Source organism: Mediterranea sp. ET5 (assembly GCF_023337025.1).
GTDB lineage: Bacteria > Bacteroidota > Bacteroidia > Bacteroidales > Bacteroidaceae > Phocaeicola_A.
The window spans coordinates 220,748-234,122 of record NZ_JAMBLN010000001.1; the positions used below are offsets into that span (position 1 = coordinate 220,748).

The window sequence follows — 13,375 nt, forward strand, 5'->3', positions numbered from 1 at the left end:
TATATGAAAAAGATATTTATCCTTGTCCTGTTTATCACATCACTGAACCTGCATGCACAGCAAAGCATCGCCGTCACCTCGCCATCCGGCAATGTGGAAGAAATCGACATTCCGGAAAACATGACGCTGTCGATCGACAGCCTGCTGTCCAATTGGCATGCAAAGAATTACCTGTCAATCTCTCCCGAAGACTGCAACTACGAAGATGTGAACCCGACCTATCCGGATTCCATCTATATCGACCGCCTGTCCCGCATACCGACCATCATGGAAATGCCCTACAACGACATTGTGCGCAAGTTCATCGACATGTACAGCGGACGCCTGCGCAAATCGGTGTCTTACATGCTGGGAGCCTCCAATTTCTATATGCCTATCTTCGAACAGGCACTCGACTTGTACAACCTCCCCTATGAGCTGAAATACCTGCCCATCATCGAGTCGGCACTCAACCCGACCGCCGTATCCAGGCAGGGAGCGACCGGACTCTGGCAATTCATGCTGGGTACGGGAAAGATTTACGGACTTGAGACCAACAGCCTCATCGACGAACGCCGCGACCCCATCAAGGCTACGTATGCTGCCGCACGTTACCTGAACGACCTTTACGAGGCTTTCCAAGACTGGAACCTGGTCATTGCTGCCTACAACTGCGGTCCGGGTACTGTCAACAAAGCCATTCACCGTGCCAATGGCGCCCGGGACTACTGGAGCATCTACAACTACCTGCCGAAAGAGACACGAGGATATGTGCCTGCCTTCATTGCAGCCAACTACATCATGAACTATTACTGTGACCATAACATCTGCCCGATGGACACGCAACTGCCCTTGGCGACAGATACCATACACATCAACCGCGAGCTGCATTTCCAACAGATATCCGACTTGTGCAACATCGACCTGGAATCGCTGCATGCACTGAATCCGCAATACAAGACTGAGATTATACCGGGCAACAGCGGCGACTGCATCCTGCGACTTCCGCATGCAGCCCTGACAGCCTTCATCGACGCAAAAGACTCTGTCTACACCCACCGGGCAGACGAGCTGTTCACCAAACGCAGACAAGTAGCCGTCCAACAACCGGCAGCACGGGCAACCGCCAGTACGGCAGGTGCCAAATATTACAAGATACGACGCGGCGATACCCTCTCGGAGATTGCCGAAAAGTTCGGGACAAGCGTCCGTCGCCTGAGAAGCTTGAACGGCATCCGTGGTAACCGCATCACGGCCGGCAAGTCCATCAGAGTCCGTTAAACCTTAAATTCACATTTTGACGATTATGGAAGACCATGTACAAACCAAAGAGATGCAAGAAGAAGAACTGATTAATGCTGCTTTTCAGGATCTTCTGAACTGCTATCTTGCGACCAAGCACCGCAAGAAAGTCGAGATCATCACCAAAGCGTTCAACTTTGCCAAACAGGCACACAAAGGAGTCAAACGACGCTCGGGCGAGCCTTACATCCTGCATCCCATCGCCGTAGCGAAAATCGTTTGTACTGAAATCGGACTGGGCTCTACCTCCATCTGTTCGGCTCTTCTCCACGACGTGGTGGAGGACACGGACTACACCGTGGAGGATATTGCCAACCTGTTCGGTCCCAAAATCGCACAGATTGTGGACGGACTGACCAAAATCTCCGGAGGTATTTTCGGAGACCGCGCCTCGGCACAGGCAGAGAACTTCAAGAAGCTCCTCCTCACCATGTCAGACGACATCCGTGTCATCCTCATCAAGATTGCCGACCGTCTGCACAACATGCGTACCCTGGGGTCCATGCTGCCCAACAAGCAGTACAAGATTGCCGGCGAGACGCTCTACATCTATGCACCGCTTGCCAACCGCCTCGGACTGAACAAAATCAAGACCGAGCTGGAAGACCTGAGCTTCAAGTACGAACACCCGGAAGAGTACAACCAGATCAACGACAAACTGGCCGAGACACAAGCCAGCCGCGATGAAGTGTTCAAGGAGTTTACCGACCCCATTCGCGCACAACTCGACAAGATGGGATTGGAATATGAAATCAAGGCACGCATCAAGTCCCCCTACTCGATCTGGAACAAGATGCAGACCAAACACATCACCTTTGAGGAAATCTACGACATCCTGGCCGTCCGCATCATATTCAAGCCCAAGTCGATGGCGGAAGAACTCAATGAATGCTTCAACATCTACGTCGCCCTCTCGAAGATATACAAGCCACACCCTGACCGCCTGCGCGACTGGGTGAACCACCCGAAGGCCAACGGTTACCAAGCACTGCACGTCACACTGATGAGCAACCGCGGACAATGGATCGAGGTGCAAATCCGCAGCCAACGCATGGACGACGTTGCCGAACAGGGCTTTGCCGCACACTGGAAATACAAGGAAGGGGGAGGCAGCGAAGACGAAGGCGAACTGGAGAAGTGGCTGCACACCATCAAGGAAATCCTTGATGACCCCCAACCCGACTCCATGGACTTGCTCGACACCATCAAGCTGAACCTCTTTGCTTCTGAAATCTTCGTCTTTACGCCGAAAGGGGAAATCAAGACGATGCCTGCCAACTGTACGGCACTGGACTTCGCCTTCTCCATCCATACCTTCCTGGGCAGCCATTGTATCGGTGCCAAGGTGAACCATAAACTGGTTCCGCTGAGCCACCGGCTGCAGAGTGGCGACCAGGTGGAAATCCTGACTTCGAAAGCACAGCGTATCCAACCCTCGTGGGTGAACTTCGTATCGACAGCCAAGGCTAAGGCCAAGATTCTTGCCATCCTGAAACGGGAACAGCGTCAGGCACAGAAGCTGGGCGAAGATGTCCTTGCCGAATTCTTCAAGAAGGAGGAGATTGAGCCGATCAGCATCAATGTAGACAAACTGTTGGCCCTTCACCAGATGACCCGTGAGAACTTCCTCGCCGCACTGGGACAGAAGACGCTCGTTCTGAATGAAGAAGACCGGAACATCCTGAAGGACAAAGGCAACAACAATTGGAAGAAGTATACCAAGTACATCTTCCCCTTCAACCGCAGCAAAACGAAAGAAACGCCCCAACTTCCCCCTGCCAATGAACCGGCACCTGCCACCGGCATTGACAAGAAGAAGCCTGTCATCCTGACCGAAGCAGGCGTAGGCAAGGACTTCATCCTCGCCAAGTGCTGCAAGCCCATACCGGGTGATGATGTCTTGGGATTCTTGAATGAGAATGACCAGATTGTCATCCACAAACGCCAGTGCCCCATTGCTGCCAAGCTCAAGAGCAGCCAGGGAAACCGCATCCTCGCTGCCGAATGGCATACACGCCGGACCATGGCATTTGCCGCAACCATCCAGGTAAAGGGTATCGACGACCTGGGTCTCATCAACGAAATCACCCAAATCATTTCACGGCAGCTCAATGTGAACATCCACAAACTGTGCATCGAGAGCAACGAGGGTATCTTTGAAGGACAAATCGAGCTTTACGTCTTCGATGTGGAAGATGTGAAGACCCTCTGCAACTCCCTGCGTCAGGTGAAGAACATCCAATCGGTCACCCGCGTCTGACGACAGACACGACCGGTGCATACCCATTAACCGAAGAGGCACAAAGACACAGCCCGGAACGACAGTCCTGCTGTCCACGTCGTTTCCCTGTGTCTTTGTGCCTCTTCGGTTGAGAGAGTCCGAAGGCTCTCCATATTCCGGATGCCGTATCAGTAGATGGTCTGGTCCAGCTCCTGCTTCAGGGTCATCAGCTCCTCCCGGATGGCTTTCAGACGGTTGATCACCTCCATGGTCTGCACGGTAGCGGTCCGGTTGGTCTTCAACATCTGACGTGCCCCCTGCAAGGTCATGCCTTTCTCCTTCACCAGATGGTAAATCAAACGTACCTGCTCGATGTTCTCCTCCGTATATTGCCGGATTTGCCTTCCGCTTTTCCGAGGCGTAATGAGTGTCGGGAACTCTTTCTCCCAATAGCGCAACAACGTCTCTGACACTTTGAACATGGCAGCGACCTCCCCGATGGAGTAATACAGCTTCAAATTCTTGTTTTCCTTGTATGCCATAATAATACGTTTCTACTTCCCTGTAAATATACATCAATCATACACCTTGCCATGGTTGGCGGCCATCTGGATCATCTTGTCGTAATCCTCCGCACTCAAATCCATGAAGTAGTAATTCACCGGATTGACCTTCTCCCCCTTGACCACCACTTCGTAGTGCAAGTGCGGTCCCGTGCTCTTGCCCGACGACCCCACTCCACCGATGACCTCGCCGCGGACCACCTTCTGCCCCACCTTCACCTTGATGGATTGCAGATGGGCATAACGGGTGCGATAGCCAAAGCCATGATTGATTTCAATGGTGTTGCCGTATGCAGTTTCCCACCCGGCAGAGACCACCGTCCCGTTACCGGTAGCATAGACGTCGGTTCCCGGATTGGCGCTGAAGTCCATGCCTGAGTGAAACTTGGTCGTCTTGTAAATGGGGTCGATACGTATCCCGTAACCGGACGCCGTCTGCTTGAGATCCTTGTTCGAAATGGGCTGAATGGCGGGAATGCAGAGCAACATCTCATCGTGATTCTTACACAGCGACACGACCTCGTCAAAGGACTCCGACTGGATGTAAAGCTGACGGCGGAGCATATCCAGCTTCCGGGTCGTATTCACCACCAGATCGGCATTCGCCAGATCCATGAACTCCTCGTAACGCCCGTCCCGGTAACCCGCCATACGGACACCGTCGGCGATGGGGTCTGCCTGCAGGACCACCCGATAGAGGTTGTCGTCCCGCTGCTGGATGTCCTTCAAGACCGTCAGTGCATCATCCAGCTGCTTGGACAACACATTGTACTGCGCTTCCATCCGCGCATTCTCCACACGGAGTTCCTTCTCGGAAGGAGAGCCCAGGAAAAGAAACAAGGCCAGGAAGCATCCGGCTCCCAGGCCCATACCGACAAAAAGCTGACGAGCAATGCTGAGAATACGTTGTCTGACAGTGGGATAAATCCTATCGTAAGTGCGGGTTCGAGGGTTATAGATATAATAGACTTTGCGCATGCCTTTCTTCAAACAACGTGAACAAAAAGGTCCACCTTAATGAATATTTCACATAAATAGTTGAGGCAAAAATAACAAAAGACCTTATCTTTGCAAACTGTTTTTGAGAATATTAACTACAAACGACTTTTAGATATATGCTGACTGCAAAAGAAATCAGAGAATCTTTTAAACGTTTCTTCGAGTCAAAAGGCCACGTCATCGTACCTTCGGCTCCCATGGTGATCAAAGATGACCCGACCTTGATGTTTACCAATGCCGGAATGAACCAATTCAAAGACATAATCCTTGGCAACCACCCCGCCAAGAACAAACGTGTGGCTGACTCCCAGAAGTGTCTGCGCGTGAGCGGCAAGCACAACGACCTGGAAGAAGTGGGACACGACACCTACCACCATACGATGTTCGAGATGCTGGGCAACTGGTCGTTCGGAGATTATTTCAAGAAGGAGGCCATCAGCTGGGCATGGGAATACCTGGTCGACGTGCTGAAAATCGACCCTGCCAACCTCTACGCCACGGTCTTCGAAGGAAGCCCCGAGGAAGGACTAGAACGGGACAATGAAGCTGCCGGCTACTGGGAACAGTTCCTCCCGAAAGACCACATCCTCAACGGCAACAAGCACGACAACTTCTGGGAAATGGGCGACACGGGTCCCTGTGGTCCCTGCTCGGAAATCCATATTGACCTCCGTCCGGCTGAAGAACGCGCCAAAGTTCCCGGACGTGACCTGGTGAACCACGACCATCCGCAGGTCATCGAAATCTGGAACCTCGTCTTCATGCAGTACAACCGCAAGGCTGACGGAAGCCTCGAACCCCTCCCTGCCCGCGTCATCGATACCGGCATGGGCTTCGAACGCCTCTGCATGGCCCTGCAGGGGAAAACATCCAACTATGACACGGACGTGTTCCAACCCATCATCCGTGTGATTGCTTCCATGGCAGGCACGGTCTATGGCAAAGACCCGCAGACGGACGTTGCCATGCGCGTGATTGCCGACCACATCCGTACCATTGCCTTCTCCATCACCGACGGCCAGCTCCCGTCAAATGCCAAAGCAGGGTATGTCATCCGACGCATCCTGCGCCGTGCCGTCCGCTACGGATATACCTTCCTGGGACAGAAGCAGGCCTTCATGTACCGCCTGCTGCCCATCCTGATTGAGACCATGGGTGATGCCTATCCCGAACTCCAGGCACAGCAGACACTCATCGAAAAAGTCATCAAGGAAGAGGAAGAAGCCTTCCTCCGCACCTTGGAGACCGGTATCCGTCTGCTGGACAAGACCATGGAAGATGCCAAGGCTTCCGGTAAAAAGGAAATCAGTGGTGTGGATGCGTTCACGCTCTACGACACCTTCGGCTTCCCGCTCGACCTGACCGAACTCATCCTGCGCGAGAACGGTCTGACGGTCAACACGGAAGAGTTCGACGTGGAGATGCAGAAACAGAAACAACGTGCCCGCAATGCTGCTGCCGTAGAAACAGGCGACTGGGTAGTGCTCAAGGAGGGCGAAACGGAATTCGTCGGATATGATTATACGGAATACGAAACTTCCATCCTGCGTTACCGTCAGGTGAAACAGAAAAACCAGACACTCTACCAGATTGTGCTCGACAAGACTCCGTTCTATGCCGAAAGCGGAGGTCAGGTGGGCGACACCGGCGTGCTGGTCAATGAATTCGAAACGGTTGAAATCATTGACACGAAGAAGGAGAACAATCTTCCCATCCACCTCGCCAAGCGACTGCCCGAACACCTGGATGCCCCGATGATGGCGTGCGTGGATACGGACAAGCGTGCCGCCTGCGCTGCCAACCACTCATGCACCCACTTGCTCGACGAGGCACTCCGCCAGGTTCTGGGAACCCACGTGGAACAAAAGGGTTCACTCGTGACCCCCGACGGGCTGCGCTTCGACTTCTCACACTTCCAGAAAGTAACTCCTGAGCAGCTGCGTGAGGTAGAACACCTGGTAAATGCAAAAATCCGCGAGAACATCCCCTTGACCGAATACCGCAACCTGCCCATCGAGAAAGCCAAAGAACTCGGTGCCATTGCCCTCTTCGGTGAGAAATACGGCGATGAAGTTCGTGTGGTACAGTTTGGTTCATCCATCGAGTTCTGTGGTGGAACACATGTGTCTGCCACCGGAAAAATCGGTATGGTGAAGATTCTTTCCGAGAGTTCAGTAGCTGCCGGCGTCCGCCGTATCGAGGCAATCACCGGAGCGAAAGTGGAAGAAATGATGGACACCATCGAGGACACGCTGAACGAGTTGCGTCAGCTCTTCAACAACGCTCCCGACCTGAAAGCTGCCATCCGCAAATACATCGAGGAGAATGCCGGGCTGAAGAAACAGATGGAAGCGTTCATGAAAGAGAAAGAGGCACTGGTAAAAGGCAAACTGATCAACAATGCCAAGGATATACATGGTGTAAAGGTCATCAAGGCCGTCCTCCCCATACCTGCCGACTCTGTCAAGAACATCGCCTTCCAGCTGAAGGGTGAGTTCCCGACGAACCTCTTCGTTGCCATCGGAAGCACCGACAACGGCAAGCCCATGCTGACGGTAGCTGTGAGCGAGGACCTCGTAGCAACCGGAATCAATGCCGGCAAACTGGTGCGCGAAGCTGCCAAACTGATTCAAGGTGGCGGTGGCGGACAGGCTCACTTCGCAACGGCTGGTGGTAAGAATGCCGACGGACTGAGTGCTGCCGTGGACAAACTGATTGAACTGGCAGGATTCTAAGAAATAATCCCTCTCCCACTGAAAAGGCTTGTATGCCGGGGCACGACACCCGCATACAAGCCTTTTTTTATATCGTCATGCAATCTTCTCATTTTGACAAAATGTCAAATGAACCGCCTGAGAAGGCCCTTCCTCGCACCAAAATACAGTTTGGTGGATTCCGAGGCCCCTCTCGGACGATTCGCAAAATACACATGGATACCGATTCAAGCGGAATACAATCCTTGATGAAGGGACTAAGGCCGGATTTACTATCCGAATAACACCCGACACCCGACTATTTCACGATTAATGAAAGCTTCCGATTTGTTGACATCACTCACCTTCTGGAGAGTGAAACTCGGTTTTTTTGCGTTTCATTTTCCAAAGATTTGACTTTCGCGAATGAAACAATATTGTTTGGGAGGTGAAACAATATTGTTTGACTTGCCAAACACAAGTGTTTGACGCCTGAAACAATAGTGTTTGAGCGTTAAAATGTAAAGATTCCGAAAACGAAGTGTATAGTTTTCTAAAATCAAAGGCTTTTTACTGCCCTTTCATCCACTTTATTTTGCAGTTACGCGCTAGTTTGCCGGAATTTCATCAAATACGAGTTAGCAGGAAAAGGCAATTCAGCCGATTCTGTCAACCATAAACGGGAAACAGGTTGCATTTTGAATACCGGTACCCGACTCCTGTACCTGACGGTAAATCCCCATTCGGTTAAAATCAATGAAAACTATCTCCTTTTATCGGTTTTTCAAATCGAAAGCACTACATTTGCACAACGTATGGACACTATGCATAAACGGATACGGAACATATGGAAGCGAATCTGCTGTTGGACGGGGCTGTGCCTTCTCCTGGCTTCTCCGCTGACAGCCAAAGACTTTACGGTAGTGCTCGATGCAGGGCATGGCGGACATGATGCCGGAGCTGTAGGGCGGATTTCCAAAGAAAAGAACATCAACCTGAAAGTGGCACTTGCCGTGGGGCGTCTGCTGGAGCAGAACTGTCGCGACGTGGAAGTCGTCTACACACGCAAGACCGATAAATTCATTCCGCTGCACGGACGCGCCGACATTGCCAACCGTGCGCAGGCAGACCTCTTCGTCTCCATCCACACCAACTCATTGCCCAAAGGAAAAATCGCACGGGGAACGGAGACCTATACCCTGGGACTGCACCGGACAAAGGAAAACCTTGCCGTTGCCCAAAAAGAGAACTCTGTCATCCTCATTGAAAGCGACTACAAACAACGCTATGCGGGCTTCAACCCCAATTCCGCAGAGAGCTACATCATGTTTGAGTTCATACAGGACAAGAACATGAAGCAGAGTGTCCGGCTGGCACAATCCATCCAACGTCAGTTCCGCACCACGGCGCGACGCAACGACCGGGGAGTACGTCAGGCGGGATTTCTGGTCCTGCATGCTACCTCCATGCCCAGCGTTCTGGTCGAGTTGGGATACATTTCTACACCGGACGAAGAACGCTACCTGAATTCCGCACAGGGAGTGTCGGACCTGAGCCGCAGCATCTACAATGCCATCCTTGACTACAAACGTCGCCAACCCGGCACATCGGGCGTCGGTGAACCGGCTGACCTGCCGGCTGAGGACAGCAACAACCTCCCGACAGAGGATGTCAGCGAAGAATCCGAATCCCGGGCAGAACCAGAAAAGACTCCGGAACCGACGGCTCCTGTTCCGTCTCAATCTCAGACGACCACGGATGCACCTGTATTCAAGATTCAGATTCTCACCTCCTCCACCCGGCTGAAAACGAATGACCGCAGACTGAAAGGACTTGCTCCGGTCGAATATTATGTGGAAGGCGGACTGTACAAATACACCTATGGTGCCTCTACCGACTACAACGAGGTCTACCGTACGCGAAAACAAATCCTGGCAAAATTCAAGGATGCCTTCATCATAGCCTTCCGGGGCAATGAAAAGATGAACGTACAACAAGCTATCAAGGAATTCAAACAAAACAAACATAAGTAAGACAGAACAACTATGAAATATGTAACAAAGGAAGTCAAAATCGCATGTGCCGGCATCGCTGCCGTGGCTGTACTCTTTTTCGGCATCAAATTCTTGAGAGGCATCAACATGTTCAAGGCCACCAACTACTACTATGTGGCTTATGACAACATCGGCGGCCTGACAGTGTCAAGCCCGGTCTATGCCGACGGATATAATATAGGTATCGTCCGCAACATCGACTATGACCATGAACGCCCGGGACACGTCACGGTCGAAATCGACGTGGAGGAAGGATTGCGCATCCCGAAGGGAAGTCAGGCGGAACTGGTGACTGAAATGCTCGGTACGGTGAAAATGAACCTGCTCCTTGCCAACAACCCGCGCGAACGGGTCGAAGTGGGCGACACCATCCCCGGACATGGAAACAACGGACTCATGGGCGAAGCACAGAAAATGATTCCGGTCATCCAGCAGATGCTGCCCAAGATGGACTCCATCCTGGTTTCGCTCAACAAACTGTTGGCTGACCCTGCCTTGGCTGCAACCCTGCACAACACCGAGCAAATCACAGCCAACCTGAACACCACTACCCGTCAGATCAATCACCTCATGCAGAACGATATTCCCCAGCTGACGGGCAAGCTGAACCACATCAGCGACAATTTCGTCAGCATCAGCGACAACCTTGCACAGACGGACTACAATGCCATGTTGCAACGCATCGATGCCACCCTTGCCGACATCACCCGGATGACCGACAAGCTCAATGACAAGGACAACAACCTGGGCCTCCTGCTCAACGACAGCACCCTCTACAACAACCTGACCCGGACGACCGGTAATGCTGCCGATTTGCTGGAAGACCTCAAGGCACACCCCAAACGTTACGTCCATTTCTCCCTCTTCGGACGGAAGGACAAATAAGACGCCAAATAGCCTTTATCTAGAATCTGTCTAAATTATTATTTAGACAGAAGGAAGGCGAAGCGGATGACATAATCCTTTCGGTATCAAAAGGAAAACATCCTCTTCGCCTCCCTTATTCAAGGACTTTAAGGAGGAGTACAAAAACTAAAAGACTCTCACATACAGAGGCTTTCAAATACGCAAGTCTGAAGCCTTCATCCCCTTCCGAAAGCCCCGAAAGAACAACCTAATAATGAGATCCTTACCATTACTTTCTAAATTCCAAGAAAAAGGAGATTTGTTTTTTCTGATTTATATTGCCTATTTTGCAGCGTAGAAGTTTTGACAAGTTAATAAATGTTTGATTAAGCCCTATGATGGAAAACAATCATGTAGAGCTATGGAATCGCTGTCTGCAAGTGATTAGAGACAACGTGCCTGAGCCTGCATTCAACACGTGGTTCAAACCTATCATACCTCTGAAGTATGAGAACAAGACACTGACCGTGGAAGTCCCCAGCCAGTTCTTCTATGAGTTCATAGAAGAGAAGTACCTGGGACTGCTGCGCTCTGTTCTCTATAAGGAAATAGGAGAAGGCACCCGGTTGATGTACAGCGTCTTGACCGACAAGACCAACCACATCACCACCAAAATTCCTTCGACCAACCAGCCGACTGTCCCGCAGCCCCAGGCTGTGACGGGAGCCAATCGTACTCCGTTTACTCCCCAACAGACAGCTCCGGCACTCGATCCGCGCCTGAACCCCAAATACCGCTTCGACAACTTTATCGAAGGGGAAAGCAACAAGTTGCCTCGTACGGTAGCTGAAGAAGTAGCTCTCCGCCCCGCCAAGACGGCGTTTAACCCCTTGTTTATTTATGGTGCATCCGGTGTGGGAAAGACCCACTTGGTGAATGCCATCGGTGCGCGCATCAAGGAGCTCTATCCGCAAAAGCGTGTATTGTATGTATCCGCCAACCTGTTCCAAGTGCAGTTTGTGGACGCCACGTTGCGCAACAAGGTGACGGACTTCATCAATTTTTATCAGACCATCGATGTCCTCATCATCGATGACATTCAGGAGTTCGCCGCCATGACGAAGACCCAGAACACCTTCTTCCATATCTTCAATCACCTGCATCAGAACGGCAAACAGTTGATTCTGACGTCCGACCGTCCGCCTGTGGCACTGCAAGGCATGGAAGACCGCCTACTCACCCGCTTCAAATGGGGACTACTCGCCGAACTGGAGAAACCCAACACCGAATTGCGCAAGAATATCCTGAAGGACAAGATTCACCGCGACGGACTGGAATTCCCCGAACCCGTCATCAACTTCATTGCTGAAAATGTCAATGAGAGTGTGCGCGACTTGGAAGGAGTGGTCAATTCATTGATGGCCTATTCAGCAGTCTACAACAAGGACATCGATATCAATCTTGCCGAAAGCGTGGTGAAGAAGATTGCCAAAGTCGAGAAGAAAGAAATTACCATCGATACCATCATCTCCAAAGTGTGCGAACACTACGACATCGAGAAAGAGAGTCTCCACTCCCGTTCCCGCAAACATAATGTGGCGATAGCCCGTCAGGTAGCCATGTATCTGGCCAAGAAATACACCGACACGTCGTGTGTACGGATTGGAAAGCTCATTGCCAAGCGCAACCACTCGACGGTGCTCCATTCCTGCAAGATGGTGCAGAACCAACTGGAAATCGATAAGAACTTCCGGAGCGAAATGGAAGAAATCGAAAACATGATCCGCTGCTAGGAAGACGGCAGATATCCGGAAGACAACAGCCAGCAGACAAATACACCCCATCCGACATACAACAAAGACACGAAATCACAGAGAGAAACCAATGATTGCCTGTCAAGGCTCTGACTCTGTGACTTCGTGTCTTTGCTTTTCCAGCTCTTGAGGAAACAACTTCCTGAACCGTTTACTTCAGGAATCCCTGACGCTTCATGGCTGCCAGGTAGGTTTCCGACATGGCTTCGTTGTCCTTCTTCGTGTAACGGATATCCGTGAATATCTGAGCCAGGGTTTCCGTATGGTTGATTTCAACAAAATGTCTGTTCTCCGGCAAAGCCTCCTTATAGGCATACAGACGGTCGATATCTGCGGACGTATAGTCATGATAGGTCTCCTCATGCACAAAAGCTCCGGCAGGCAGACGGTCGGGCTGTTCGGGATGTTCGGCAGGATAACCTACGGCGACGGTCGTGACAGGCATCACCAGCTTCGGGAGCTTCAAGGTGTCAATCAGCACGTCGGGCTGATAGATGGTCGTTCCCAGGTAGCAGATGCCCAAGCCCTGCTCTTCGGCAAGCGTACAAAACGTCTGTGCATAGAGCAAGGTATCGATGGAAGCATTCAGAAAGGACAGGAAATTATCATAACCCGGTACCGCCTTCCGGTTCTCACACCACACGCTTGTACGGTGGAAATCGGCACAAAAGGTCAACACTACGGGTGCATCAGTCACCATCGGCTGGTTGAAATGCGCAGGAGCCAGCTTCTCCTTCATGGCGCGGTCGCGCGTAACGACCACACTGTAGAGTTGCAGGTTTCCCATGGTCGAAGCTCGTCCGGCTGTCTCCAGCAACTCATCGAGCAATGCCGGTTCAATGGGTTTATCGGCATATTTGCGAATAGTCCGTCTTTGTTTTACGTGTTCCATAAAGTAATATTG

Annotated in this window: 9 protein-coding genes; 6 read left to right on the forward strand and 3 right to left on the reverse strand. The window is 51.6% G+C overall.

Annotation, left to right across the window (positions count from 1 at the left end; all coding sequences use genetic code 11):
• Nucleotides 1-3 precede the first annotated feature (3 nt).
• Nucleotides 4-1,260, forward strand: a complete 1,257-nt coding sequence (locus M3087_RS00920; protein WP_249093067.1) for a lytic transglycosylase domain-containing protein — start codon at nucleotides 4-6, stop codon at nucleotides 1,258-1,260.
• 25 nt (nucleotides 1,261-1,285) lie between these two features.
• Complete coding sequence (locus tag M3087_RS00925; RefSeq protein ID WP_249093069.1) at nucleotides 1,286-3,541, forward strand: RelA/SpoT family protein; 2,256 nt, start codon at nucleotides 1,286-1,288, stop codon at nucleotides 3,539-3,541.
• 149 nt (nucleotides 3,542-3,690) lie between these two features.
• Here the strand turns inward: M3087_RS00925 and M3087_RS00930 are convergent, their stop codons facing one another.
• Together M3087_RS00930 and M3087_RS00935 are read right to left on the reverse strand one after the other, a co-directional pair.
• Complete coding sequence (locus M3087_RS00930; RefSeq protein ID WP_022383828.1) at nucleotides 3,691-4,044, reverse strand: MerR family transcriptional regulator; 354 nt, start codon at nucleotides 4,042-4,044, stop codon at nucleotides 3,691-3,693.
• A 33-nt stretch (nucleotides 4,045-4,077) separates the two neighbouring features.
• Nucleotides 4,078-5,043, reverse strand: a complete 966-nt coding sequence (locus M3087_RS00935; protein ID WP_106625825.1) for a M23 family metallopeptidase — start codon at nucleotides 5,041-5,043, stop codon at nucleotides 4,078-4,080.
• A 137-nt stretch (nucleotides 5,044-5,180) separates the two neighbouring features.
• On the opposite strand from M3087_RS00935, the gene alaS reads away from it, so the two are divergent.
• The 4 genes from alaS to dnaA all read left to right on the forward strand — a co-directional run bounded on the left by alaS (nucleotide 5,181) and on the right by dnaA (nucleotide 12,450).
• A complete protein-coding gene (gene alaS / locus M3087_RS00940; RefSeq protein WP_249093070.1) occupies nucleotides 5,181-7,799 on the forward strand; it encodes an alanine--tRNA ligase in 2,619 nt (872 codons plus the stop codon).
• Between the two features lie 782 nt (nucleotides 7,800-8,581).
• Nucleotides 8,582-9,790 (forward strand): N-acetylmuramoyl-L-alanine amidase family protein, encoded by a 1,209-nt coding sequence (locus M3087_RS00945; RefSeq protein WP_410796747.1) that lies wholly within the window; start codon nucleotides 8,582-8,584, stop codon nucleotides 9,788-9,790.
• Between the two features lie 12 nt (nucleotides 9,791-9,802).
• Nucleotides 9,803-10,696 carry an MlaD family protein gene (locus M3087_RS00950; RefSeq protein ID WP_022383948.1) on the forward strand — a complete coding sequence of 298 codons (894 nt, stop codon included), beginning with the start codon at nucleotides 9,803-9,805 and terminating at the stop codon, nucleotides 10,694-10,696.
• Nucleotides 10,697-11,052: 356 nt separating this feature from the next.
• Nucleotides 11,053-12,450, forward strand: coding sequence for a chromosomal replication initiator protein DnaA (dnaA, locus tag M3087_RS00955; protein WP_106485216.1), 1,398 nt, complete (start codon nucleotides 11,053-11,055; stop codon nucleotides 12,448-12,450).
• A 172-nt stretch (nucleotides 12,451-12,622) separates the two neighbouring features.
• On the opposite strand, the gene M3087_RS00960 is transcribed toward dnaA, so the two are convergent.
• Nucleotides 12,623-13,363: an NADPH-dependent oxidoreductase gene (locus M3087_RS00960; protein ID WP_249093074.1), complete on the reverse strand. Its 741-nt coding sequence runs from the start codon at nucleotides 13,361-13,363 to the stop codon at nucleotides 12,623-12,625.
• Between the last annotated feature and the right edge of the window lie 12 nt (nucleotides 13,364-13,375).